Source organism: Streptomyces yatensis (assembly GCF_018069625.1).
GTDB lineage: Bacteria > Actinomycetota > Actinomycetes > Streptomycetales > Streptomycetaceae > Streptomyces > Streptomyces yatensis.
The window spans coordinates 3,766,009-3,791,083 of the sequence record NZ_CP072941.1; the positions used below are offsets into that span (position 1 = coordinate 3,766,009).

At 71.7% G+C, this 25,075-nt stretch carries 24 protein-coding genes; 9 read left to right on the plus strand and 15 right to left on the minus strand.

Annotated features, from left to right (window positions below; translation table 11 throughout):
- Positions 1-33 precede the first annotated feature (33 nt).
- From J8403_RS15210 to J8403_RS15220, 3 genes are all read right to left on the minus strand, one after another.
- Entirely contained in the window at positions 34-537 is a 504-nt protein-coding gene (locus tag J8403_RS15210) for a hypothetical protein (protein ID WP_211123657.1), read from the minus strand.
- A gap of 164 nt (positions 538-701) precedes the next feature.
- Positions 702-1,097, minus strand: coding sequence for a DUF427 domain-containing protein (locus tag J8403_RS15215; protein ID WP_211123658.1), 396 nt, complete (start codon positions 1,095-1,097; stop codon positions 702-704).
- A 217-nt stretch (positions 1,098-1,314) separates the two neighbouring features.
- Entirely contained in the window at positions 1,315-1,881 is a 567-nt protein-coding gene (locus J8403_RS15220; protein ID WP_246585851.1) for a MarR family winged helix-turn-helix transcriptional regulator, read from the minus strand.
- Between the two features lie 128 nt (positions 1,882-2,009).
- Between J8403_RS15220 and J8403_RS15225 the strand changes: the two genes are divergently transcribed.
- On the plus strand, positions 2,010-4,442 hold the full coding sequence (locus tag J8403_RS15225) for an MFS transporter (RefSeq protein WP_211123659.1): 2,433 nt from the start codon (positions 2,010-2,012) through the stop codon (positions 4,440-4,442).
- Between the two features lie 359 nt (positions 4,443-4,801).
- Here J8403_RS15225 and J8403_RS15230 read toward each other — a convergent pair whose 3' ends face one another.
- Both J8403_RS15230 and J8403_RS15235 read right to left on the minus strand, forming a co-directional pair.
- Positions 4,802-5,038 carry a hypothetical protein gene (locus tag J8403_RS15230; protein ID WP_014054887.1) on the minus strand — a complete coding sequence of 79 codons (237 nt, stop codon included), beginning with the start codon at positions 5,036-5,038 and terminating at the stop codon, positions 4,802-4,804.
- 42 nt (positions 5,039-5,080) lie between these two features.
- The gene (locus J8403_RS15235; protein WP_211123660.1) at positions 5,081-6,367 is read right to left on the minus strand and encodes an MFS transporter; all 1,287 of its coding nucleotides are present in this window, start codon (positions 6,365-6,367) and stop codon (positions 5,081-5,083) included.
- Between the two features lie 235 nt (positions 6,368-6,602).
- On the opposite strand from J8403_RS15235, the gene J8403_RS15240 reads away from it, so the two are divergent.
- Positions 6,603-7,493: a LysR family transcriptional regulator gene (locus J8403_RS15240; RefSeq protein ID WP_211128258.1), complete on the plus strand. Its 891-nt coding sequence runs from the start codon at positions 6,603-6,605 to the stop codon at positions 7,491-7,493.
- A 308-nt stretch (positions 7,494-7,801) separates the two neighbouring features.
- Here the strand turns inward: J8403_RS15240 and J8403_RS15245 are convergent, their stop codons facing one another.
- Together J8403_RS15245 and J8403_RS15250 are read right to left on the minus strand one after the other, a co-directional pair.
- Entirely contained in the window at positions 7,802-8,335 is a 534-nt protein-coding gene (locus J8403_RS15245) for a GNAT family N-acetyltransferase (RefSeq protein WP_211123661.1), read from the minus strand.
- A 253-nt stretch (positions 8,336-8,588) separates the two neighbouring features.
- Positions 8,589-9,704 (minus strand): ferritin-like domain-containing protein, encoded by a 1,116-nt coding sequence (locus J8403_RS15250; protein WP_211123662.1) that lies wholly within the window; start codon positions 9,702-9,704, stop codon positions 8,589-8,591.
- A gap of 191 nt (positions 9,705-9,895) precedes the next feature.
- Between J8403_RS15250 and J8403_RS15255 the strand changes: the two genes are divergently transcribed.
- The 4 genes from J8403_RS15255 to J8403_RS15270 all read left to right on the plus strand — a co-directional run bounded on the left by J8403_RS15255 (position 9,896) and on the right by J8403_RS15270 (position 13,694).
- Positions 9,896-10,825, plus strand: a complete 930-nt coding sequence (locus tag J8403_RS15255) for an AurF N-oxygenase family protein (protein WP_211123663.1) — start codon at positions 9,896-9,898, stop codon at positions 10,823-10,825.
- Between the two features lie 333 nt (positions 10,826-11,158).
- Positions 11,159-11,986, plus strand: a complete 828-nt coding sequence (locus J8403_RS15260; RefSeq protein ID WP_246585852.1) for a TetR/AcrR family transcriptional regulator — start codon at positions 11,159-11,161, stop codon at positions 11,984-11,986.
- Between the two features lie 93 nt (positions 11,987-12,079).
- Positions 12,080-12,346, plus strand: a complete 267-nt coding sequence (locus tag J8403_RS15265) for a hypothetical protein (protein WP_211123664.1) — start codon at positions 12,080-12,082, stop codon at positions 12,344-12,346.
- Between the two features lie 127 nt (positions 12,347-12,473).
- The gene (locus J8403_RS15270; protein WP_211123665.1) at positions 12,474-13,694 is read left to right on the plus strand and encodes a C40 family peptidase; all 1,221 of its coding nucleotides are present in this window, start codon (positions 12,474-12,476) and stop codon (positions 13,692-13,694) included.
- 21 nt (positions 13,695-13,715) lie between these two features.
- Here J8403_RS15270 and J8403_RS15275 read toward each other — a convergent pair whose 3' ends face one another.
- From J8403_RS15275 to J8403_RS15295, 5 genes are all read right to left on the minus strand, one after another.
- A complete protein-coding gene (locus J8403_RS15275) occupies positions 13,716-15,110 on the minus strand; it encodes a styrene monooxygenase/indole monooxygenase family protein (RefSeq protein WP_211123666.1) in 1,395 nt (464 codons plus the stop codon).
- Between the two features lie 77 nt (positions 15,111-15,187).
- Positions 15,188-15,799, minus strand: a complete 612-nt coding sequence (locus J8403_RS15280) for a GTP-binding protein (protein WP_246586337.1) — start codon at positions 15,797-15,799, stop codon at positions 15,188-15,190.
- 34 nt (positions 15,800-15,833) lie between these two features.
- Positions 15,834-16,226 carry a DUF742 domain-containing protein gene (locus J8403_RS15285; protein WP_093464640.1) on the minus strand — a complete coding sequence of 131 codons (393 nt, stop codon included), beginning with the start codon at positions 16,224-16,226 and terminating at the stop codon, positions 15,834-15,836.
- Complete coding sequence (locus J8403_RS15290) at positions 16,223-16,708, minus strand: roadblock/LC7 domain-containing protein (RefSeq protein ID WP_211123667.1); 486 nt, start codon at positions 16,706-16,708, stop codon at positions 16,223-16,225. Before J8403_RS15290 ends, J8403_RS15285 begins: the two co-directional genes overlap by 4 nt.
- On the minus strand, positions 16,705-20,040 hold the full coding sequence (locus J8403_RS15295; RefSeq protein ID WP_211123668.1) for a sensor histidine kinase: 3,336 nt from the start codon (positions 20,038-20,040) through the stop codon (positions 16,705-16,707). The genes J8403_RS15290 and J8403_RS15295 overlap by 4 nt, the downstream gene beginning before the upstream one ends.
- Before the next feature lie 389 nt (positions 20,041-20,429).
- Between J8403_RS15295 and J8403_RS15300 the strand changes: the two genes are divergently transcribed.
- On the plus strand, positions 20,430-21,200 hold the full coding sequence (locus J8403_RS15300) for a protein phosphatase 2C domain-containing protein (protein WP_211123669.1): 771 nt from the start codon (positions 20,430-20,432) through the stop codon (positions 21,198-21,200).
- Between the two features lie 107 nt (positions 21,201-21,307).
- Here the strand turns inward: J8403_RS15300 and J8403_RS15305 are convergent, their stop codons facing one another.
- Entirely contained in the window at positions 21,308-21,829 is a 522-nt protein-coding gene (locus tag J8403_RS15305) for a MarR family winged helix-turn-helix transcriptional regulator (protein WP_211128261.1), read from the minus strand.
- Between the two features lie 257 nt (positions 21,830-22,086).
- Between J8403_RS15305 and J8403_RS15310 the strand changes: the two genes are divergently transcribed.
- Together J8403_RS15310 and J8403_RS15315 are read left to right on the plus strand one after the other, a co-directional pair.
- Positions 22,087-22,935 carry a lysozyme gene (locus J8403_RS15310; RefSeq protein WP_211123670.1) on the plus strand — a complete coding sequence of 283 codons (849 nt, stop codon included), beginning with the start codon at positions 22,087-22,089 and terminating at the stop codon, positions 22,933-22,935.
- 114 nt (positions 22,936-23,049) lie between these two features.
- Positions 23,050-23,628: a TetR/AcrR family transcriptional regulator gene (locus tag J8403_RS15315; protein ID WP_211123671.1), complete on the plus strand. Its 579-nt coding sequence runs from the start codon at positions 23,050-23,052 to the stop codon at positions 23,626-23,628.
- Between the two features lie 159 nt (positions 23,629-23,787).
- On the opposite strand, the gene J8403_RS15320 is transcribed toward J8403_RS15315, so the two are convergent.
- Both J8403_RS15320 and J8403_RS15325 read right to left on the minus strand, forming a co-directional pair.
- Positions 23,788-24,342 carry an NAD(P)H-dependent oxidoreductase gene (locus tag J8403_RS15320; protein WP_211123672.1) on the minus strand — a complete coding sequence of 185 codons (555 nt, stop codon included), beginning with the start codon at positions 24,340-24,342 and terminating at the stop codon, positions 23,788-23,790.
- 105 nt (positions 24,343-24,447) lie between these two features.
- Positions 24,448-25,038: a Uma2 family endonuclease gene (locus J8403_RS15325; protein WP_211123673.1), complete on the minus strand. Its 591-nt coding sequence runs from the start codon at positions 25,036-25,038 to the stop codon at positions 24,448-24,450.
- Positions 25,039-25,075 lie beyond the last annotated feature (37 nt).

Consider the following 25,075-nt stretch of genomic DNA (forward strand, 5'->3'; position numbering starts at 1 on the left):
CCCCGCCGGATGCGCGGACGCACTCCGGCGGGGTCATCTCAGGGGGCAGGGCAGGTCCGGGGCCCAGTGGTTCGGAGAGCACGTCACCAGGGCCAGGGAGAGGAATGAGGTGCGGCCCAGGTAGAAGCCGAAGGAGACGTCCGTGCCGTGGGTCAGGCGGTCGGCGGCCGTGGTGACCAGGCGGGCCAGGCGGGCGGTGTCGGCTTCCTGGTGGGAGAGGAAGCCGGAGGCGTGTTCGGTCAGTTCGCGGCCCAGCCAGGCCGCCGCGTCCTTGGGCTCCTCGAAGGTGGCGCGGATGAGGGCGGGGGACTTCAGCAGCCAGAGGGACGTTTCCAGTGGAGGGAGATCCGAGTGGCGGAAGGTTTCCAGGAGGGTGCGGTAGCGCTCCTGGTCCTCGCGGTCGTATGCCTCGTGCTCGCGGTCGTACGCCTCGTCCTCCGCCGTGACGGGCGCGCGGAGGCGGTCCGGTGGGCGGCGGAGGGACTCGCGGTCGAACAGTTCCTTCTCGCCGAGCCACGAGTACGCGTGGATGTGCACGCGTCAGGGGTTCCCTCCGGGGGGTTCCCGGAAGGCCCCTGATGGGGTGATGCCTGGTGTGGTGGCTGTGTTGCCTGGTGTGGCGCCTTCGGCTTCGGGTCGTTACTTCGCTCCGGGTCGTTCCTCCGGTCCGGCCGGGTCGTTCCTCCGGTCCGGCCGAGTCGTTACTCCGAGATCTCGATCTTTGCCACCTCGTCGTAGAACGACAGATGGTCCTTGATCTCCGCCACCTTCTCGATCGGCTGCGGGTACGCCCACACCACGTCCGGCCGGGGCTCCGCCTCATCGCCTGCCGCGCCGCGGTAGGTCCAGTACGCGGCCTCGCCCTTGAAGGGGCAGGTGGTGTGGGAGTCGGTCGGCTGGAAGAGGGTCAGGTCCACGTCCTCCGGGGGGAGGTAGTAGCGGACGGGAAGACCCGTCTCGTGGACGAGCAGGGGGCGGGACGACTCCGCGACGACGCGGCCGTCGATCGTGACCGTGACGTGCTGGGAGCCGCGCTCCACGTCTACGCGGTGTCCGCCGGTGCCGGTGGTCTTGGGGTGGGAAGCGGGGGTGGTCATCTCTTCCTGGCCTCCTCGGTATGCGGTTCGGTTTCGGGTGATGCACCGTCCGGTGTCTCTCATGCGGCACCTTCCGGTGTCTCGCATGCGGCTCCCTCCGGTGTCTCCCGGCTGCTGCCCGGTGGGACAGGCGTCATGTCTCCTGTCTGCGGCAACGCCCTCGGCGCCACCGTCATTCCGGAAGCGTTCAGAGGCGTTCGCGTCATTCCCGAAGGCGTCACGCCTCGCCCGGCTCGCGGGGCCAGGCCCGGCCCTCCTGGCGCTCCACCTCGCGGTTGAAGCGGGTGAGGATGTCCTCGAGGCGGGCCACCTCGTCGGAGGGCCACGACTCCAGCAGCCGAGACAGGTCGGTCTGCCGGCACGTCCGTTCCGCCGCCATGCGGTCGGCGCCCTGCGGGGTGATGCGGAGCTTGCGGGCCAGGCCGCCGTCGGGGTCCGGGATGCGTTCGACGAGACCGGCCCGGAGCAGGGCACCGGTCTGGCGGTTGACGGTCGAGACGTCCAGCTGGAACGCGTCGGCCAGCTGGCCGATGGACATCGCGCCCTCGGCGTCGAGGCGGGAGAGGAGCAGATAGCCGGAGCGGTCCAGGCGGGTGGGGACGGCGCAGGGCTCGTCGGTGCAGCGATCCGGGTGGGGCTCCTTGGGGGTCGGGCCGGTGTTCGGCTGCGCCGGGGAGTCCTGGGCCTCCGTGGCCTGGCCCTTCCGTTCGCGAGGTGTCAGCACTGAACACCTGGCCACCAGCATGAGCTCGCGCTCCAGCCGCTCCAGCCGCCGATCCGGCACGATTCCTCCTCGCCTCCCCCGCGCCCCTCATTGGAAGTGTGCACGATACACGCCATGTGTAGGATGCACATCTCTCCTCGTTCTCCTTTTCGCACATCTCTCGAAATCTCTTTGGAGGCGGCATTCGCATGCCCCAGTCAGCCCCACCTCGCGTCGCGGAACGTCTGAGCGCCGCGCCGTCCGGCACGCCGCTCCCGCGGGAGGTCGGCGGTGGCTTCGTGGCGGTGCTCGCGTTCTGCGGTATCGCCGTGTCCGTCATGCAGACGCTGGTCGTTCCGCTCGTCACCGAGCTGCCCCAGCTGCTGCACACCACCAGCTCCAACGCGTCCTGGGTGGTCACCGCCACCCTGCTCGCCGGCGCCGTCTCCACCCCGGTCATGGGCCGGCTCGGGGACATGTTCGGCAAGCGCCGGATGCTGATGGTCGCGTTGGCGCTGATGGTTATCGGCTCGCTGACCTGCGCCGTCACCTCCGACCTGGTGGTGATGGTGATCGGCCGGGCCATCCAGGGCGGGGCCATGGGGGCCATTCCGCTCGGCATCAGCATCATGCGGGACGAGCTGCCGCCGCAGAAGCTGGGCTCGGCGATGGCTCTGATGAGCTCGTCGCTGGGCATCGGCGGTGCGCTGGGGCTGCCCGCCGCCGCGTTCGTGGCGCAGCACACCAGCTGGCATGTGCTCTTCTACGGGGCCGCGGGGCTGGGCCTGATATCGATCGCCCTGGTGCTCACCGTCATCCCGGAGTCCTCCGTCCGCACCCCCAGCCGCTTCGACGTCATCGGCGCGCTCGGGCTGACGGCCGGACTCGTCTGTCTGCTGCTGCCCATCACCAAGGGCGGTGACTGGGGTTGGACGAGCGGCACCACGCTCGGGCTGTTCGGCGCGGCCGTGGTGATCCTGCTGCTGTGGGGCGTCTTCGAGCTGCGCACCGCCGAGCCGCTGGTCGATCTGCGGACCACGGCGCGGCGTCAGGTGCTGCTCACCAATCTCACCTCGATCATGGTCGGCTTCTCGTTCTACGCGATGTCGCTGATCCTTCCGCAGCTGCTGCAGCTGCCGAAGGCCACCGGCTACGGCCTGGGCCAGTCGATGGTCATGGCGGGGCTCTACTTCGCCCCGATGGGCGTGGCGATGATGCTGGTCTCGCCGCTGTCCGCGCGGATCAACGCCGCGAAGGGGCCGAAGGTCTCGCTGGTCCTCGGGCTGATCGTGATCGGCGCGACGTACGGCGCGGGCCTGGTGATGATGGACTACATCTGGCAGATCGTGGTGCTGTCCACCGCGCTCGGCATCGGCATCGGCATCGCGTACTCGGCGATGCCCACGCTCATCGTCAGCGCCGTTCCGGCCGCCGAGACGGGGGCGGCGAACGGGCTCAACACCCTCATGCGGTCCATCGGCATGTCCACCTCCAGCGCGGTGGTGGGCGTGATCCTGGCACACCAGACGACCGACTTCGGTGGGGTGCCGCTGCCGAGCAAGGACGGGTTCCAGACGTCGTTCCTGGTGGCGTGTGCCGCCTCGGTCGGCGGCCTGCTGATCGCCCTGTTCCTGCCCGCGCGCCGGCGCGCCGGGCTGGCGGGCTCGGCTCCCGTGGCCACCTCGGCGCCCGCGCCCGCGACAGACTCCGCCCCGGTGGCCGACTCCGCGCCCGTGGCCGTCCCCGCGCTCGTGGGCGCCCCGGCCGCCTCGACTGCCACGGAGACCGCGACAGGGACCACGACAGATTCTGCGACAGAGGCCGGGGACCTCGCCTACGCCGATTACGCGGCGGAGGACGTGTCCGCCCTCACCGGCGGCGTCATCCACGGCCGGGTCCTCGGCCCCGGCGGCACCCCGCTCGCCGACGCCGCCATCACCCTCATCGACACCGGCGGCCGTCAGCTCGGCCGTACCGTCACCGGCCGCGACGGCCGGTACCGCGTGCCCGCCCCGGACACCGCGAGCGTCGTCCTCATCGGTTCGGCCACCGGGTACCAGCCGCAGGCCGCCACACTGCTGGTGACGGACCTGCCGGTGGTCTGCGATCTGCGGCTGTCCGGCGGGGGCGGACTGACCGGGTCCGTACGCGCCGTCGGCGGGGAGCCGCTGGCCGGTGCGACCGCCACGGCCACCGGGCCCGAGGGCGAGGTGGCGGCGACGGCGACCGCCGACGAGAAGGGCGAGTTCGCGCTGCCGGAGCTGACCCCGGGGACGTACACGCTGACCGTGGCCGCCGCCGGGCACCGGCCGTACGCCACCCAGGTGGCGCTCGCCGTCGGTGAGCCGGTGCGGGTGGACGCGGAGCTGCCGCCGGCGGCCCGGGTCCGGGGCACCGTACGGGACCGGGGCGGCCGGCCGCTCGGGGACACCCGGGTCTCGCTGCTGGACGCGTCCGGTGACGTGGTCGGCCAGGTCATCACCGGTGACGACGGGGCCTTCGGCTTCGAGGCGCTCACCGGCGACCACTACACGGTGGTGGCCAGCGGCTACGCCCCGGCCACCCGCCAGATCACGGTCGGCGGCGCGGCGGGCACCGAGCGGCGGGATGTGGACTTCCTGCTGGGTCACGGCGAGGAGTGAGACGGGCCCGTCCCCGAGCCCCGGAGCTTGAGCCGGGCCCATTCCCGAGCCCGGAGCTTGAGCCGGGCCCATCCCCGAGCTCGGAGCTTGAGCCGGGCCCATCCCCGAGCTCGGAGCTTGAGATGAGCCGTTCCCGAGCCCGGAGCTCGGGGCGGGGCCCCGTGTCCAAACCGGGCACTTGAGACGGCCCCCGTCTCCGGCCCCGAGCGTGCGGCGGCGGCCCCGTCGTCTCACGCTCCGGGGCCGCCGCTGAAGGCTCTACGACGAGGGCAGGCCCGTCAGGCGAGGGCAGGCCCGTCGGGTCAGCGACAAGGAGCAGCGCCCGCGGGCGCTGCTCCTGCTCGTTCCCCTCAGCCCGCTCACTCCTCCTCCTCGGGGAGGCTCTCCCACGCCTCGCCCTTCCGGTACAGCTCGTAGCCCTCCTCGTCCGCGATGGACTCCGCCTGGGCACGGCTGCGCACGGAGATCTCATACGTGTGGCTGTCGACGGTCGCGTGGACGCCCGAGCCGTCGGTGACCGTCTCGATCGCATGCGTCTCGTAGATGACGCGTCCCGGCTCGCATTTGCTCCAGACCACATGCATGCTCACTGCCATCGGACCCACTCCCGCGCAGACGAGTCCCCTGGTTTCAGGGTCTCACCTGAGCGCCTGGTCCACATGGCTTGACGTGGCCCCTTGGCCCGACGAGGCCCCCGTCCGGCCGGACGCCGGGACGGTCCCCCGGCTGCCGAAGAGCGCCATGGTCGCCAGGGCGAGGACCACGAGCCCGCCCCCGAACCACATCACGCTGGGGACCGCGATCCCGTCCGCCGCCCGGCCGCCGAGCAGCGCGCCCAGCGCTATCGCCACGTTGAAGACCCCGACGAAGAGCGCCGACGCCGCCTCCCGCGCGTCCGGCGCCGCATGCAGCACCCAGGTCTGGCAGGTCACCGACACCCCGCCGTACGCCAGGCCCCACACCAGCAGCAGTACGGCCGCCCCCGCCGTCGTGGAACCGGCGACCGGGATCAGCAGCTCGGCCGCCGCGAGCAGGGTGAAGATGACCATGAGGGTGCGGCGCGGATCGCGGTGGGCGGTGGTGCCGGCCAGGAAGTTCCCGGCGATGCCCGCCACGCCGTACACCAGCAGCAGGGTGCTGATCAGGCCCGCCCCGACTCCGGCGACGTCTTCCAGCACCGGGCGGACGTAGGTGTACGCCCCGAAGTGGCCGGTGACCAGCAGCAGGGTGGTGATGAGGCCGGTCCGCAGCCGGACGTTGCGGAACAGCCCGGGCACCTCGCGCAGCCGGATCGTCCCGGCCGTGGGCAGCGGCGGCAGGGTGACGGCCATGGCGGCGGCCACGGCCAGCGACAGGGCGGCGAAGGCGGCGAACGCGATCCGCCAGTGGACCAGATCGCCGATGAGCGTCCCGATCGGCACCCCGAGGACCGAGGCCACCGCGATACCGCTGAAGATCAGCGTGGTGGCGTGGCCCACGGACCGCTCGGGCACCAGCCGCACCGCGAGCCCGCCGGCGATCGACCACACCCCGCCGATGCTCACCCCGACCAGCACCCGGGCGAACAGCAGGACGGCGAAGCCGGGCGCGAGTGCGGACAGCAGGTTGGCGACGGCCAGCAGCCCCATCAGACCGCACAGCACCAGCCGCCGGTTGAAGCGGCCCACGGTGACGGTGAGCAGCGGGGCGGCGAACGCGGCGACCAGCCCGGGCACGGTCATGGCCAGGCCCGCCGTACCGTCCGAGACGCCGAGCGCGGAGCCGATCGACGTCAGCAGGCCGACCGGCAGCATCTCGGTGGTGACCACCGAGAAGGTGCCGACCGCGACGGCGACGACGGCCAGCCAGGCCCTGAGCGGCGAGCGCACTGCCGGAGGTGACCCGGATGTGCCTGCCGGAGCGGTGAGTTCCGTGCTATTGGACATGTCTTTAGCGAACAGCTGTGCCCCTGCGGGAACAACGCCGAAGTTCTCAGACTTCTATGAGCGAGGCTCATCAATGCGCGTCAACGCGAGCCGCGTTCAATGCGATGCGCGTCAACGCGATGCGCGTCAACGCGATGCGCGTCAACGCGATGCGCGTCAACGCGATGCGCGTCAACGCGATGCGCGTCCAGGAGAGGCAATGGGCGTCGGCGCGAGCGCGACCAACGGGGAGGCCATGGCCGGGTTGGAGATCCGCGAGCTGGAGTGCTTCCTCGCGCTGAGCGAGGAGTTGCACTTCGGGCGCGCCGCTGAGCGGTTGTACATCTCGCAGAGCAGGGTGAGCCAGCTGCTGCGGTCCCTGGAGCGCCGGATCGGCGCCCGGCTGCTGGAGCGCACCAGCCGCCGGGCGCGGCTGACCCCGTTCGGCGAGCGGTTCCTGGCCGATCTCCGGCCCGCCTACGAGGCGCTGTACGGGGCCGTCGAGAGCGCCCGCGGGGCGGCGCGCGGGGTGGAGGGCGTGCTGCGGATCGGCTTCCAGGGGGCCGCCGATGAACGGGTGACGGCGGCCATCGCGGCCTTCCGCGACCGCCACCCCGGCTGTGAGACGACGACCGTGGAGGTCCCGCTGGCCGATCCGTTCGGCGCGGTGCGGGCCGGCGAGGTGGACGCCGCGATCGTGTGTCTGCCGGTCGTCGAGCCCGATCTGGTCCTCGGGCCGGTCTTCTCCAAGCAGCCGCGGACGGTGGTGGTCTCCGCCCGCCATCCGTTCGCCGGCCGCGCCCGGGTGGATGCCGAGGCGCTGTCCGAGAGCCCGCTGATCGGCCCGTCCGCCCCCGCGCCGCGCTACTGGCACGACGCGATGGCGCCCGCCCTCACCCCCAGCGGGCGGCCCATCCCGCGCGGGCCGCGGGTGCACACGCTCCAGGAGGGGCTGGCGGCGGTCGCGGCGGGCCGGGGCGGGATGCTGCTGTGCGCCCCGACGGCGGAGTATCACCGCCGCCGGGACATCACCTTCGTACCGGTCGAGGGGGTACCGGACTCGATGCTCGGCCTGGTGTGGCGGCGGGCGGACGAGACGGCGCGGATACGGGCGCTCGGGCGGGCGGTGGAGGAGCTGTGCGCTTAGGGTCCGTCGTTCGAGGCCGGGCTCGCGGGGTCTGATCCGAACGGCAGACCCCAGGCGGCGGCCTCCGCCACCTCGGGGCCGCGCCCGTGCTGTGCCATGGCCCACGCTACGGGGTGTCAGGCGGCCCGCGCGGCGGAGCCGCATATCGATGCTTTCCCCTCCCCGCCCCTTCCCGTTACCAGGGGCTTCGCCCCTGGACCCCAGATTGAGGTGCGAAGTCCCGCCACGCGGCGAAGCCGCATTCGGCGCCGCGGGAAGAGGCGGGGAGGGGAGCGGGCCCCGTACGCGTCAAGATCCGTCGGACGCCCCTAGCCCGTCGCGGCCCGCCCCAGGCCCACATCCCGGCGCATGCACACCCGTGGCCAGCGGTCCAGCCCATGGCCCGCCTCGCAGCGCCGGATCTCCAGGAGGCCGGGGGTCAGCTCGGCCTCGGTCAGGGCCCGGAAGCCGCACCGTGCGGCGTAGTACGGGGCGTTCCAGGCCACGTCGACGAAGGTGGTCAGGGTGAGCGCGGGGACGCCGTCGTCGGCGGCCCGCACCGCGATGTGGTCGATCAGGGCCCGTCCCACACCACGGCGGGCGCTGTCGGGGTGGACCGAGATCTGCTCGATGTGGACGTTTCCGTCGACGGGGTCGGTGATCAGGTACGCCATCGCCCGGTCGGCGTCGTCCACCGCGACCCAGGCCCGTCCGGCCCGCTGGTAGCGGCTCAGCTCCTCCAGGCTCAGGGGCTCGTCATCGGCGACTTCGTCCATCCCGATGTCCCGGAAGCAGAGTCCGGCGGCGCGCTCTATGTCCTGGAGGACGGGGAGTTCTTCACTGGTGCTCGTTCGAATCCGCACCCCACCATCATCCTCCGGAACGCCGGAACAAAGGTGTGCCCCCCACCGCCGTGGAGAGCACCCTTCGGCCGTTCCTTCATATGAAGGCATATGAACGCCATCGGACCGAGGTCACCCCAATGACCTCGGCCTTCTCCGCTGGCGGTGATCAAGAACCTACCAAGGACACTGGTTCGAGGGGAGGTTGAGGGGGCCGTAAGGTCTCACCTGGGCCCACCCGGGCCCACTCGGGCCCACCCGGCCCCATCCGGTCTCATGCCTGGGCCTCGGCCGCGCCCTCGGCGATCGCCTCCTCGACCTCGCCCGTGCGCGCCGCCTCCTCCGCCGCGAAGCGCCGTTGGTCCAGCCGCTCGGCGAGTTCCTCGTCCTGGCTCATCAGCAGGTCGAGGTTGCTGTCGCCCAGCTCCAGCACGCCCATGTCGACATAGGCCCGCTGAAGCCGCTCGCCCCACAGCCCGATGTCCTTCACACAGGGGACGATCCGGCTGAACAGCAGCTTGCGGAACATATGCAGGAACGGCGACTGCTCGCAGTACTCCTCGGCCTCGGCCTTCGGGATGCCGAAGTTCTCCAGGACCTCCACCCCGCGCAGCCGGTCGCGCATCAGGTAGCAGCCCTCGATGACGAACTCCTCGCGCTCCCGCAGCTCCGCATCGCTCAGCTGCCGGTAGTAGTCGCGCAGGGCCATCCGGCCGAAGGCGACATGGCGGGCCTCGTCCTGCATGACATAGGCGAGGATCTGCTGGGGCAGCGGCTTGTCGGTGGTGTCGCGGATGAGGCCGAACGCGGCGAGCGCCAGGCCCTCGATGAGCACCTGCATGCCCAGATACGCCATGTCCCAGCGGGAGTCGCGGAGGGTGTCGCCGAGGAGGGTCCGCAGATCGGTGTTGATGGGGTAGAAGGTGCCGAGCTTGTCGTGCAGGAAGCGGCTGTAGAGCTCGGCGTGGCGCGCCTCGTCCATGGTCTGGGTGGCGGAGTAGAACTTCGCGTCGAGGTCGGGCGCGGCCTCGACGATCCGGGCCGCGCACACCATCGCACCCTGTTCGCCGTGGAGGAACTGGCTGAACTGCCAGGCGGCGACGTGGTGCCGCAGCTCGCCCTTGTCCCGCTCGGTCATCCGGTCCCAGTGGCGGGTGCCGTAGAGGGCGAGCGACTCATCGGGGGTTCCCAGCGGGTCGTACGGATCGACCTCCAGGCCCCAGTCGATCCGCTTGACCGCGTCCCACTGCTTGTCCTTGCCCTTCTGGTAGAGGGCGAGCAGCCGGGCCCGGTGGTCGTCGTACTCCCAGCTGAATCGGGCGGCGCCACCGGCGGGCACCTGCCAGTGGGGGTCCCCGGGATCCATCGCGTAGAGCTCTTGCGTCGACACCGACGCCTCCTTCGCCTCGCTCCCCCGTGAACGGATGCGTACTCGGCAGGCTCACATGACCGTTACTCGCCGGTCAATAAGACCTCCCCAAGGGATTGACGCCCTTGCTGACACAGAGTCTCATAAGAGGTATCCACCGGTAACCCATCCCACCGGCGTTTGTCCGAGCCACCAGTGAGGTGCCCTCAGCGATGACCACCACGACCGAACCGCCCGCGCTCCGGGACGCGCTCGGGCTGATCAAGGACCGCGAACGGGTCGCGGAGCGACTGCTCGAATCCTCCGCCAAGCACTCCTTCGACCCCGACACCGAACTCGACTGGGACGCGCCGTTCGAGCCCGGCAAGTGGTTCTGGCCACCGGAGCTGGTCTCGCTCTACGACACGCCCATGTGGCGGCAGATGTCCGAGGAGCAGCGGCAACTGCTGGCCCGGCACGAGGCGGCGGCGCTCGCCTCGCTGGGCATATGGTTCGAGATCATCCTGATCCAGCTCATGACCCGGCACATCTACGACAAGCCCGCGACCAGCGCCCATGTGCGGTACGCGCTCACCGAGATCGCCGACGAGTGCCGCCACTCCAAGATGTTCGCGCGGCTGATCACCAAGAGCGGCACCCCGGCCTATCCGGTCACCCGGCTCCACCACAACCTGGGCCGGATCTTCAAGGCGATCTCCACCACGCCCGGTTCGTTCACCGCGACCCTCCTCGGCGAGGAGATCCTGGACTGGATGCAGCGGCTGACCTTCCCCGACGAGCGCGTGCAGCCGCTGGTGCGCGGCGTGACCCGGATCCATGTGGTCGAGGAGGCGCGCCATGTGCGGTACGCACGCGAGGAGCTGCGCCGCCAGATGCTGCGGGCGCCGCGCTGGGAGGCGGAGCTGACCCGGATCGGTTCGGGCGAGTTCTCCCGGATCTTCTCGCAGGCGTTCATCAACCCCAAGGTCTATTCGGATGTGGGGCTCGACCGGCGCGCGGCCGTCGCTCAAGTGCGGGCCAGCGCCCATCGCCGTGAGGTGATGCGCAGCGGCGCGAGCAAGCTGACCGAATTCCTCGACGACGTCGGGGTGATGCGGGGTGTGGGCCGCCGACTGTGGAAGAGCTCGGGACTGCTGGCCTAGGGATCGCCTGCGGCGGGCCACGCGGCGGAGCCGCATATCGATGCTTTCCCCTCCCCGCCCCTTCCCACGCAGCGTCGATACGCGGCTCCACCGCGTGGGGAGTCCGCCCCGGACCCCCGGGTCCAGGGGCGAAGCCCGGCCACGCGGCGGACACCCCGCGGGGCTGGGGCCAGGGGGCATCGGCCGCCGGGCCGAGGGGCCTTGGGCCGGCCGGCCCAAGGGCGCGTTCGGGCCGGACCCCAGTGCCCATCCAGGCCGGGGCCCAAGGGGCCATCCAGGCCGGGGCCCAAGGGGCCATCCGCTTCGTCACCCTGGCCGGTTACGCTGCCAGGCATGACGACAGGCAGCGGCACCGCTTCGGCGCCCCCGGAGGCGACACCCCCGGCGGAGGCGAGCGCCGCCGCGCGCCCTGCGGCGGAATCCCCGGCCACCGCCCGCCCGCCGGCCGCCCGGCGGGGGAGCTACCGCAGGCTGAGCGTCGAGGCGCGGCGGGCCGAACTCCTCACCGCCGCGCTCGGCCTCTTCGCCCATCGCGCGCCCGAGGACGTGTCGCTGGACGATGTGGCCCTGGCCGCCGGAGCCTCCCGTCCGCTGGTCTACCGCTACTTCCCGGGCGGTAAGCAGCAGTTGTACGAGGCGGCGCTGCGCAGCGCCGCCGATGAGCTGGAGCGGTGCTTCGAGGAGCCCAGGAGCGGTCCGCTCAGCGGCCGGCTGAGCCGGGTGCTGGACCGCTATCTGGCCTTCGTGGACGAGCACGACGCCGGGTTCAGCGCGCTGTTGCAGAGCGGCAGCGTGGTCGAGACGTCGCGGACGAACGCGATCGTGGACGAGGTGCGGCGGGCGGCGGCCGAGGAGATTCTGCTCCATCTGGCGGTCAAGGGGCCCGGTGCGCGGCTGCGGATGATGGTGCGCACCTGGATCACGGCCGTCGAGGCGGCCTCGTTGATCTGGCTGGACGAGGAGAAGCAGCCGCCGGTGGAGGAGCTGCGCGACTGGCTGGTGGACCAGTTCGTGGCGATGCTGACCGCCACCGCGACCACCGATCCGCAGGCGGCCCGGGTGATGCGGGCCGCGCTCATCATGGAGCCCGCCGAGGGCTCGATCGGGCGGCTGGCCCGCCGTGTCGTGCCCGCGCTGGGCGAGGCGTCGCATCTGCTGTGACGGGGGCGATCGGTGACGGGTGCGATCGGTGACTGCTGTGGTGGGCGCGGCCGGTGACGGCCGGGGCGCGGACGATGCTGTGAGACTGGTGCGGTGAGAAGCGAGGAGACGCCCTTCGTGGGCGGGCCGCTGGACGGCCGGGTGCTGCCGGTGCTGGTCGGCCTCACCGGCCAGCCGCCCAAGACCTACGAGGTGCCGGTGGAGAACGAGGCGGGCGAACCGCCGACGGTGCATGTCTACCGCAGGGTTCCGGCCGCCACCTCCAAGCGGCTGGGCCTGGTCCGGGGCTGGGCCTATGAGTACGACCCGGAGGGAAAACCGGGCGGTGGGCCGAAGTGGCCGTGGTCGAAGCCGAGCTGACGGCCCGCCGGACGGGTGACCGTATTCGCCCGACTCGCCCACAATTCTCCTGAAGATACGAACGTCATGCCACGATCCTGCTGAGCTGGACGCCGAACGGAGGCGTCAGTGAGCCGGAGGTGATCACGTGTCAGGACGGATCGTGGGCTCGGTCTGCGCGGCGGCGATCACGGCGACCGCCGCGCTGGTGCCCGCCGTTCCGGCGGCCACGGCGACGGCCGCCCCCTCCCGTCCCGCCGACCGGTCCGTGTCCGAGCTGCTGACGCAGCTCAAGACGCTGTACCGGAAGGCCGAGGAGGCGACGGAGACGTACAACGCGACCGAGGAGAAGCTGCGCAAGCAGCGCACCAGAACCAGGGAGCTCACGGCCGAGCTCGTGCACGCCCGTACGGAGCTCGCCGACAGCCACGACGACGCGGGACGGCTGGCCCGTCAGCAGTACCAGGGCCACAGCTCGCTCTCCTCCTACGCCTTTCTGCTGACCCTGCTCACCCCCCATCCGGAGGGCGCCGCCGACGAGGCGCGTGAGCTGGAGCGGGCGGCCGGCCGCGAGGCCGCCCTGATGCGGCGGCTGACCAGGGGCGAGCGGCGCGCCGACACCATCGCCACCCGGGCGCGGACCGCGCTGGACAAACAGCTGTCCCTGACGGCGAAGCGCAAGAAACAGCGGGACAAGGTGGAGAAACGGCTGCGCTCCATCGAGAAGCTGCTGGCCGCGCTGACCGCCCGCCAGATCGCCCAGGTGGCGCAGCGCGAACGCGAGCAGACCGCGAAGGCGCAGCGCAAACTGCTCGACTCCGGGGCGCTCGACCCCACGAAAAACGCCTCGCCGCCCGCCCCCACCCCGGGCCGCGGCACCCGCACCACCCCGGCCCCCGGGCCCGGCGGGGCCACCCCGGCGGGCACCCCCTCCCCGGTCGCCACCGTCACCGCGCCCCGCCCCCGCCCGGCCCCCGGCCGCCCCGGAATGGCGACCCCGGAGGCCGGGAAGCGGGCGCTCGCCTACGCGCTGAACCAGATCGGCAAGCCGTACGTCTGGGGCGCCGAGGGGCCGAACTCCTTCGACTGCTCGGGGCTGACCTCCTCCGCCTGGGCGCACGCCGGGCAGCTCATTCCGCGCACCAGCCAGGAGCAGTGGCGCCAGCTGCCACGGGTGCCGCTCAACAAGCTGCGCCCCGGCGATCTGGTGATCTACTACAAGGGCGCGAGCCATGTGGCGATGTACGCGGGCAACGGCCAGGTGGTCCAGGCGCCGCGTCCCGGCCAGCGGGTGAAGCTCTCCCCGCTCGCCTCCAATCCGCTGCACGGGGCGGTGCGCCCGGGTCCGGCCCCCGTGGCCAAGCGCTGAGCGCCCCGGCGGCGGCCGGTGTCAGCCGACGTACCGAATGGCCCTGGCCTCGGCCCCGGCCCGGCCGTCGGCCCCGGCCTCTTCGCAGACCTCAGCCCCCTCGCAGACCTCGGTCTCTTCGCAGACCTCGGTCTCGCCTTCGGCCTCCGCGGACTCGGCCTCGGCCTCTTTCCTGACCTCGTCCAGATAGGCGGCCGTCTTCTCCGGCTCGTAGAAGAAGTTCTCGAAGTCGGAGGGGTCGTCGAAGCCGTTGGCGATGCGGTGGGCGACGGCGGGGAAGGCGGCCCCCGCCCCGAGGAGGTCCACGATGTGCTCCGGCGGCGGGCCCAGCATGGCGTTGGTCCACTTGGTGACGTGCCGCGCGGTCTCCCAGTAGCGGTCGAAGGTGGCCCGCATCCACGCCTCGTCGAACGGCCGGTCGCCGTGCTCGACGATGCTCTCCAGGTAGGCCGCCGCGCATTTGGCCGCGGAGTTGGAGCCCTGGCCGGTGATCGGGTCGTTGGCCACCACGACATCGGCGACGCCCAGGACCAGCCCGCCGCCCGGCAGCCGCCCGACCGGGTTGCGCACGGTCGGGGCGTACCCCCCGGAGAGCGTGCCGCCCGCGTCCGTCAGTTCGACCTTGGTGGCGCGCGCGTACTCCCACGGCGTGAACCGCTCCATCAGCTCCAGGACGCGCGCCAGATGCTCCGAGGGGTCCGTGATGCCCTGGAAGACGTCGGCCGGACCGCCCGGGACGCCCTCCCAGAAGAGGATGTCGGCGCGGCCGGTGGTGGTGAGCGCGGGCATCACGAAGAGTTCGCCGACGCCGGGGACGAGATTGCAGCGCACCGCCTCGAGGCCGGGGTGCTCGGGGCGCGGGCCGAGGCCGTGCACATAGGCGACGGCGAGGGCGCGCCGCGGAGTGTCGTACGGGGAGCGGGCGGCGTCCCGGCCGAAGAGCGAGACCAGTTCGCCCTTGCCCGCGGCCACCAGCGCCAGGTCGTACTTCCGGTCGAGGACGTCCAGGTCGGAGACGGCGGCGCCGTGGATGACCACCTGGCCGCCGCGCTGCTCGAACGTCTCCATCCAGCCGGCCATCTTGATCCGCTGGTCGACGGACTGGGCGTGGCCGTCCAGCCGGCCGACCCAGTCGATGACCCGCGGATGGGCCTGGCCCTCGGAGGCCGGCGGCCCGGCGACGGAGACCCCGAGGCCCTCGACCCGCGGCGCCCGCTCCTCCCAGAAGTTGAGCTCCAGATCGCGCTCGTGGTCCAGCGCGGTGCGGAACATGCACTGGGTGGACATCACCCGTCCGCCGCGGATCTCATCGGACGTCCGGTTGGACATCAGCGTGATCTCGTAGCCCTTGGACTGCAGGCCGAGAGCGAGTTGGAGGCCGGACTGACCGGCACCCACGATGAGTATCTTCCGCATGGCTGTCGACTCTCCCTCAAGCTCGGACCGATAAAGGGAATGGAGCATTCCATCCCGCGGGCGGAGCTGAGGTTACGTCACTCGGGTGAGGCGTCAACGGCGTGTCTCACCAGCGCCAGCAGCGCGTCCACGACCGCGATCCGGCGCCGGGCGTCCATCATCACCACCGGCACGGTGGGCGCCACGGAGAGCGCGTCGCGCACGTCCTCGGGCTCGTAGAGCGGGGTCCCCTCGAAGTGGTTGACCGCCACCACGTACGGCAGACCCAGGCTCTCGAAGTAGTCCAGCGCCGGGAAGCTCTCGTCCAGGCGCCGGGTGTCGACCATCACCACCGCGCCGATGGCCCCGCGCATCAGGTCGTCCCACATGAACCAGAAGCGCTGCTGGCCGGGGGTGCCGAAGAGATACAGGACCAGATCGTTCTCCAGCGTGATCCGGCCGAAGTCCATCGCGACGGTGGTGGTCAGCTTCTCCGGCGTCGCCTCGAGGTCGTCCACGCTCTCGCTGGCCTGCGTCATCAGCGCTTCGGTCTGCAGCGGAGTGATCTCCGAAACCGCGCCGACGAAGGTCGTCTTACCGACCCCGAACCCTCCCGCTATCACGATCTTGGTGGCGATCGGCGCGCGGGAGCGGTCCGTCTGCCACCTCTGGAGCACCTCCTCGGCCCCGGGTATCCCGGCCCCGGGTATCTCCGACGTCGCCGGCGGGGTCGCCGTGATCGTCTCAGAGCCTGCGAAGTCCACTGAGCACCCTTTCGAGCAACGCGCGGTCCGGCTGGCCGGGACCCCGCCCGGTGCCGTAGACGCGGATCTTTCCCTGGTCGGCCAGGTCGCTGAGCAGGACGCGCACCACCCCGAGTGGGATCTTGAGCATCGCGGAGACCTCCGCGACGGAGCGCATCCTGTCGCACAGTTCGATGATCGCCCGGATCTCCGGCATCATCCGGGCGTTCAACCCACTGGGGGCCAGGTCGAGCCGTCCGTCCGGAGACTCCAGCGACGCCACGAAGGTCTCCACCAGCAGCACATGGCCGGAGCGGGTGCGACCGCCGGTGAGCGAGTACGGACGTACGCGAGCGGGTTTACGGGCGGGCCGGCTGGACCCGGCTGCCGTCACTGTGCGTGCTCCAGCGACCTGCGTAGTTCATTGCGGAGTTCGGGGGTGAGCACATGTCCGGCCCGGCCCACGAACAGTGCCATGTGATAGGCGACGACGGTCATGTCGCAGTCGGGGGTGGCATGCACCCCGAGCAGCGAACCGTCACTGATCGACATGACGAACAGACTGCCCTCGTCCATCGCCACCATCGTCTGCTTGACGCCGCCGGCGTCCATCAGCTTCGCCGCGCCGAGCGTCAGGCTGCCGACCCCCGAGACGATCGTCGCGAGATCCGCACTGGACCCCTTGGGGCCGTCCTGTGCCGCCGGATCGGTCGACGCGGCATGGTGCCGTGTGTCGGAGGAGAGCAGCATCAGCCCGTCGGTCGAGACGACCACAACCGAGCGGACGCCCGGCACCTCCTCCACCAGGTTCGCCAGCAACCAGTGCAGATTACGGGCCTCGCGACTCAACCCGTACGTACTACTGGGCGCATTCACCCGCGTGCCTCCTCAACCGTGCCACCCTCGCTCTGCGCCCCCGTTTGTCCTGCTGTTCCCCGCTGCCGCCGCGCGGGCTCGCCACGGGCGGCGACCTCGGCGGCGGCGTCCCGGCGTCCGTCGCGGGCGCCGCGCTGGAAGCCACCGAGGCGGCGCCGCAGCTCCTCCGCGTTCACCGAGCCGGTCCGCTCCCGTGGATCGGGCTCCCGGAGGGCCACGTTCCGCGGTGTGCGCTTGGGCAGCCCCTTGTCGGTGCGCGCCGCCTGGTCCTCCGGGCGGGCGTGCTGGTCGGGGCCGATGGCGTACGGATCGACGGGGGACGGCCGACCGCCGCCTGCCCGCTCACCACCCGCCGCCGGGCCGCCGCCGGGCGAGGACGGGACGTTGTCCTCCGGGCCGTCCTGCGACGCGGGGGCGCCGCCGTCCGCCAGGCGGCCGGACGATGCCGGACCGCCTGCCGCCGGGCCGCCGGGCCACGCCGATGCGCCGCCGGCCGGGCCCCAGGCGTCCGCGCCGACCGGGCGGATGCCGTGGCCGCCGAAGCGCCAGTCGGGGTCCGCGTACTCGTCGCCGTCGGCGTCCGCGCGGTCCGCGGCGTCCTCACGGCCGTCGCCGTCGGCGTGATCCGTGCGGCCCGTGCGATCCGTACGATCCGTACGATCCGTACGATCCGAACGCCCGTCGCGGTCCTCGGGGTCCCCATGGGCCTCGCGCAGGCGCCGGAGGGTCAGCTCCATCGTCTGCTCGACGGCCGGGACCTCCGCCTCCTCGGCCTGGGGTGCCGGGGCCGCCTGGGGTGCCGGGGCCGGGGCGTCCGCACCGGGCCGTGCGCCGTCCTGTCCGTCGGACCGGGCCGACTTGGGGACGCGCTTGGGCAGGGTGGGCAGCGGGCCACCGTTCCCCGGGCTCGGGTGGCCGCGCGGCGGCGTGGGCTCCATGGGGTAGTCACGGCCCGTGTCCGCGGTCTGCCCCCACTGCTCGGCGGGGACCGCCCAGGCGGCGCCCGGCTCGGAGTCCGCGGCCGCCTCGACGGGCGTGGGCTCCGGGTCGAGCGCGGGCTCGGGCTCCGGCTCGGCGGCCTGGGGCGCCGGATCCGGCTCCACGGGCGGCGCGACCGGCTCGGCCGACGGCTCGGGGCCGACCCCCGCCGCGGCGCCCGCGCTCGGCACACCCTCCTGGTCCCGGGCGACCGAACGGGTCTGCCCGGGAAGCGCGTTGGAGTTCGCCTCGGCCTCGGAGCCCGGGAAGCCCAGGAAGGACGACGGTCCGGCGCCGCCGAACGTCGCGCCCACGCTCACCGGCGGGGCGGGCGGCAGCCCGGCGCCGGGCGGACCGGCCGGGAGGATCTTCGTCGGGAGGACGACCACGGCGGCCACCCCGCCCGGCTGCTGCTCGCGCAGCTGCACCCGGATGCCGTGGCGCGCGGCGAGCCGGGTCACCACGTACAGCCCGAGGCCCAGCGGGTCCTCCGGCTGGGGGCCCTGGCAATACTCCGGCACCGGGTCGGCGAGCCGGGTGTTCAGCTCCAGGAAGCGCTCGGGCGTCATGCCGATGCCCTCGTCCTGGACGGAGAGCATGACCTCGCCGGATTCCAGGAGCCAGCCGGACATCTGGACCGCCGCGTCCGGCGGAGAAAACGATGTCGCGTTCTCCAGGAGCTCGGCGATCAGGTGGCTGACGCTGTCCGCGGCGAACCCGGCGACCTGGGCATGCGGCGGCAGCGCCTGGATCTGCACCCGGTCGTACCGCTCGACCTCGCTGATCGAGGCGCGCAGCACATCCAGCAGCGGCACCGGCCCCGGGTGGGTGGACTTCTGCTCGGAGCCCGCGATGACCAGGAGGTTCTCGCCGTAGCGGCGTATCCCGGTGGCCAGGTGGTCGAGCTGGAAGAGCGTCTCGAGGCGGTCGGGGTCCTGCTCCCGCTCCTCCAGGGACTCGATGATGGCGAGCTGGCGCTCGATCAGGCCCAGCGAGCGCAGCGCGAGCCCCACGAAGCTGCCGTGGACCCGGGCCCGCAGCCCCTCCAGCCGGGTGGCGACCGCGTCCCGCTCGGCGCGCAGCCCGTCCCGCTCATCGGCCATCCGCTGCCGCTCGCCGACGAGCCGGGTGCGCTCGGTCTCCAGCTCGGCGACCCGCTCGTACGCCCGCGCGGCCTTGGCGTGGAGTTCGTTGACGGCCCGTACGGCGTCCGCGTACTCGTCGTCGCGGCCCTTGAAGGCGACCGGCTCCTCGGCCGCCGGGTCGGCCGCGACCCGCCGGGCGCCGAGCCGCAGCGCGGCCAGCGGCCGGGTCATCGAGCGGGCGCCGTGCACCCCGGCGCCGAGGGCGACCAGCAGGGCGGCGCCGACGATGCCGATGCGCAGCTCGAGGTCGGTGACCTCGTCGTCCCGCAACCGGGCGAGCTGGGCGGCCTCGGAGGAGGCCAGCGAGGACTGTGCGCCGCGCATCCGGTTGATCCGGGTGTCCAGGGCGGCCTCGACGCGGTCCTCGTCGAGGAAGAAGTCATTGCCCGCGAAGCGGTTCTGGTCGGTGAGCCGGGCGATATAGCGCTCGGCGTCGCCGACCTCGGTGCCGTTGACGGTGCGGTCGTAGGCGTCGCGCATGGTGGCCGGGGCGAGCTGCTCGAAGTCGGCCAGCGCGGACTGCTCGCGGAGGTTGGTCCGCTGGGCGGCGGAGACCAGCGTGGGCTGGCCGCCGCCCGCGTCGAGCGCGGCCAGCAGCAGCCCGCGGGTGGCGGACGCCTCCTCCACGGCGCGGCCGAGCGGGGCCAGCGCGGCGGTGGCGCCGGACTCGGCGTCGGCGGGGAGCCGGCGGGCGAGGGTGTCGGTGATCCCGTTCAGCGCCTGGACGGTCCGGGTGTACGAGGTGAAGACGTCGAGGGCCGAGCCCTTGCCGGTCAGCGCCTGCTGCCGCACCTCGGGGAGGGCGTCGAGGAGCCGCCGGACCGACGCCGGGACCTGCCCCCGCACCTCGCGGACGCGGCGGTCGACCCGGGCCCGCGTCTCCTCGGAGACCCCGCGGCCGGAGGCGGTGGTGCGCCCGTCGGCGACGTACCGCGTCATGGCGTCGCGCTCGTCGGCGAGGGCGTGGGCGAGGGTCATCGCGCCGCGGTTGGTCTCGGCGAGGTCGACGAGCCGCTGGGCGTCGGTGGTGTCATCGAGGGCGAGCAGGACCGCGGGAGTCCCGGCCCCGAGGACGGCGACGGAGACGAGGGCGACCGACGTGGTCAGCCGACGGCGGACGCGTGCGGTGTGCCGTCGCGACGTCGCCTCGTCCTGACGTGGCTCGCTTACCGCATCGCGTGTGGTGCCCCGAAGCCGCTTCTTCCGCACCGGTGCTCACAATCCATTCTCGCCCGACCGCTCTGTGGACCAGAGGTGACGACGGATCAACAATTGTGTTTCCCCACCTCTGGTAGGGATTCCGACCCTTTCAGGACGGGTCTGGGGCGGGCATGCATCACCCACCCGGCCACCCGAACGAGTGAACCGCATTGGGTAGTTGACCACCAACTTTGACTCGCGGCCATACCCTCCCGCCACCTTACGCGGATTGGTAAAGACCTCACCGCCCTGACAAGATGCCCACCCGCAGCTTCCCAGAAGTGTCAATCCCACCCCAATCAGGCAGCCGAGAAACGGGCGAGGGATTTGGTACGGACCAACGCCCGCCCAGCTCGCCGCGGCGGCGGTGATCAACGGCGGTCCGGCAGACTGAGGGAATGCGCATCGAACTCGCGACCGCCCCCGGCGATCAGCAATATCCCAACGAGGACTACGCATCGGTAGCCCTTCCGGCCTCGGGGAGCGGCGGTGCGCTGGTGGTTCTGGACGGGGTGACTCCGCCCGCCGGCGACGACGGATGCGTACACAGCGTGAGCTGGTTCACCGCGCGACTCGGCGGATCGCTGCTCGAACTGTCCGGTTCGCGACGGGATATGCCCCTGACACAGTGCCTCTCGGAGGCGATCGCCCGAACCGCCGCGGCACATAGTTCAACGTGTGACCTTTCTCACCTTCTCACTCCGCAGGCAACCGCCGTCGCGGCGCGCTGGGACACCGAGCGGATCGAGTATCTGGTGCTCTCGGACTCGGTGTTGCTCATCGAGCGGGCCCACGGCGGAGTGACTCCGGTCCTGGACGACCGCATCGACCGGCTGCGGGCCGAGGGCCGGCGGCTCGCCCCGCTGCGCAACGCGGAGGGCGGCTTCTTCACCGCCGCCGCCGACCCCGCGGTCTCCGCCAAGGCCGTCACCGGGGAGCTCCCGCGCGGCGAGGTACGGGCGCTGGCGGCGCTCACCGACGGCGCGACGCGCTGGGTGGAGCGGTTCGGCGAGGGCGACTGGGCCGAGTGCTTCGCGCTGCTGCGCAAGGAGGGCTCGCAGGCGCTGATCGACCGCGTACGGGCGGCCGAGCACGCCGATCCGGACGGTACGGCGTTTCCGCGGGGCAAGACCCACGACGACGCGGCCGTGGTCTTCGTGGAGCCCTGAGCGGCGGGGCACCCCCGTCGGACCGCCGTGTGGGGCGGGGTAGCGCGGTTGCCACATCCGCGTCGCCGGATGTGCGGGGGTCGCCGATCCTGGCGTGTATGAGCGCCTTACTCCTGCGCCGCCCGCGCCGCTGGGCCGGAATCCCCGGACTCCTGTGCCGCACGCGCCGCCTGACCGGGGTCCTCGGCCTCCTGCTCCGCGTTCAACCGGTGCAGCAGTCTGGCGAGTTCGGCGACCTCGTCGCGCTCCCACGCGGCGAGCCGGCGGGCGTACCGCGCCCGCCGGGCGACCCGTACGGCGCGGAAGCGGCTGCGGCCCTCCTCGGTCAACTCCATCAGGAAGGCCCGGCCGTCCGCCGGATCGGGCGTCCGCGTCACCAGACCGAGCCCCTCCAGGGCGCGGAGCTGACGGCTCATGGTGGCCTTACCGACGCCCACGAAGCCCGCGAGGTCGGTGGCACGCTGCGGACCCGCGTCCTCCAGCCGCATCAGCAGCCCATAGGCGGCGGATTCGAGCTCCGGGTGGACCTCCCGGGCCAATTCCCCCGAGGCGGCACGGGCTCTCCGGAGGAAAACCGCCAATTCGCGCTCCAGAGCCAGGAATGCATGGTCCACACCAATGCCGCCCATGGTGCCACCCGCACCCTGCTCGGGTGGCAATGCCCCGTTGTTGTGCACGTCAGAGCCCTCTCCGGGTTTTCACTTCGTGAAAGTTTCTACCACGCGCGGTTGTTACCGCAGCTCCACCAGTATTTCGCAGGATTAGACCAACGGCATCACACCCTCCCCCTTCCGTCGGCCTATCTACGCCCGTAGCGTCAGCCCTGACATGGTCATACCAATCTGACGTCCCTCTCTCCCCCCACCGAGGCTTCGGAGGCAACGCCATGCTCGTGCACAGACCTGGTTCGGTCCGACGCGCCCTCAGTGCGCTGATCGGAATCCTCGCCGCTCTCCTCGCCATGACCATCGCACTGCCCGGTGCGGCATTCGCCGCCCAGGGCCAGGGCGACAAGGCCATCCCCCATCCCGAGGACGACTGGGCGGGTTCACAGATACTCAAGCACGAGGGCGGATCCACGGCCGGCGAGGCGCCCACGGGGCTGCTCGCCACCGTCGAGGGCGTGGACGTCAGCAGCCACCAGGGCAATGTCACCTGGTCGACCCTGTGGAGCAGCGGGGTCCGGTTCGCCTACGTCAAGGCGACCGAGGGCACGAGCTACACCAACCCGTACTTCGCCCAGCAGTACAACGGCTCGTTCAACGTCGGCATGATCCGCGGCGCGTACCACTTCGCCCTGCCGAACAACTCGAGCGGCGCCGCCCAGGCCAACTACTTCGTGGACCACGGCGGCGGCTGGTCCAAGGACGGCAAGACGCTGCCGGGCGCGCTCGACATGGAGTACAACCCCTACGGCGCCAGCTGCTACGGGCTGAGCGCCAGCGCGATGGTCAACTGGATCAAGTCCTTCAACAGCACCTACAAGGCGCGCACCGGCCGCGACCCGGTGATCTACACCTCCACCAGCTGGTGGAAGAGCTGCACGGGCAACTCCGCCGCCTTCGGTGGCGTCAACCCCCTGTGGATTCCGCGCTACGGCTCGTCCGTCGGCGAGCTTCCGGCGGGCTGGGGCTTCCACACCATCTGGCAGTACACCTCGTCCGGCCCGACGGTCGGCGACCACAACAAGTTCAACGGCGCCATGGACCGGCTGCAGGCGCTCGCCAACGGCTGAGCCCGCGCCTCCTCACCCCCCACATCCGGCGCGTCCGCCCTCCGGTGTACGGACAGGTCTGTCTGTACGCTGGAGGGCGTCGGTCGTCCTACGGCCGAGTCAAGGAGCATGATCATGAGCAGCGCCCGCCCCTCCGCCCATGAGCGGATCCTGTCCACCGCGACCGCGCTGTTCAACGCCCATGGGGTGCGCGGCGTCGGCGTGGACCGGATCATCGCCGAGTCGGGCGTGGCGAAGGCGACGCTCTACTCCCACTTCCGCACCAAGGACGATCTGGTCCTGGCCTATCTCCACCGGTCGGACCGGCACTGGCGGGGGGCGCTGCGGCAGGCCGCCGAGGCGGCCGGCGCCGATCCCCGGGACCGTCTCGTCGGACTCTTCGACGCGCTGATCGCGACGACCGAGCGGGACGGATTCCGCGGCTGCGCGTTCACCAGGACCGCGGGCGAGACCGAGCCGGGCACCGCCCCGCACGCCGCGACGGCCGAGCACAAGCGCGCCGTACGGACCTGGCTGACCGAGCTGGCCCGGGAGGCCGGGGCCGCCGACCCCGAGCGGCTCGGCCTGCAGATCTCCGTGCTCGTGGACGGGACGATGGCGGCGGCCGCGCTGGAGCCGAGGCCGGAGTGCGCGGAAGCGGCCCAGGACGCGGCGCGGGCGCTGGTCGCGGAGGCGTGCCCGGCGCGGGTGTAGCCCTCGTACGCGGCGTCCGGCTCCCCTGCACGGCGTCTGGCTCCGCACGTATGGCCGTATGGCTCTCGTACGTACGCGAAGGGCCCGGCCGCACCCATGAGGTGCGGCCGGGCCCTTCGCCGTGTGGCGCGGCTCCGGCGTGACGCGTGGCTCAGACGCTCACACGGCGGTCAGCTCGCGCTCCCGTATCACGCCGGAGGCCAGCAGCTCGCGATAGCGGTCCTGGTACGCGGCGAGCTCGGCGTCGTCGAGCGTATGGGTGCCGTGCACGACGATCGGCTCCTCGTAGCGCATCCCGGTGAGGTGGGCGGTGTTGTCGAAGGGCCTGAGCAGCTCGACGACCGGGAAGCGGTGGAGCCCGTCCGGCCGGTACTGCTCCTCGGCGGAGCCCGTCGAGGTGGCCACCAGCAGCGACTTGCCGCGCAGCGAGGTGCCGCCGCTGCCGTAGGCGAAACCGCGCAGGAACACCTCGTCCAGCCACTTCTTCAGCAGCGGCGGCGCCGAATACCAGTAGAAGGGGAACTGCAGCACGATCCGGTCGTGCTCCAGCAGCAGCCGCTGCTCGCGCTCGACATCGATCCGCAGATCGGGATATTCGGCGTAGAGATCATGGAAGGTGACCCCGTCCACCGGCCGGGCGGCCTCGGCGAGCGCGGCATTGACGCGGGACGTGGCGAGGTGGGGGTGGGCGAGGACGAGCAGGGTGCGCGGCACGGGTCTCTCCGGGAGGGCAGACGTGAACAGACAGGTCTGTCTGTCTCACGGCCGAAGCTACCAGACAGACCTGTCTGGCTGCCAGCGATCGGGCCCGGGCCCGGGTCAATCGCGGGGGAACTCGTCGGTCTTGAGCGTCACCCCGACGACGGTGTTCGTCAGGTCGAGTTCGGCACCGAAAGGCACTGTCAGCGTCGTGAGGTAGTCGCCGTCCTTCGGCTCGGTGAAGAGGTGGCACCGGCCGGTATACGGGTCGGCGATCAAATAGACGGGGACCTCGGCGGTCGCGTACGCCGCCTTCTTCGGGCCGTAGTCGTTCCCCTTCGTGCTCTTGGAGATCACCTCGGCGACGAACTCGACGTCCTGGCAGAGCCAGAGCCCCTTGTCGTTTTTCACGGCGCCCTCGGCAACCAGGGTCACATCGGTCGCGAAGCCGTTGAGATAGCCGGGGTAGTCGATGCGGACATCCGACTTGATCCGCTTGCGCGGGTACTGTGTCCGCAGTTGCTCGACGACGTCCAAAGTGATGTCCCAGTGCGTATCCCGCTGCGGCGACATGAAGATGTTCCCCTCGACAATCTCAACCTTGATTCCCTCGGGGACGGGCATCTTCTCGAGCGCCTCGAACATCGCGTCCAAGGTGAGTGCGTCGCTGCTGTCGGCCATCTCGATCCTGTCAATCGCCATGACGGTCACTGTGCCGCTCCTCCCCGCCGCGAACACAGAAGCCGCG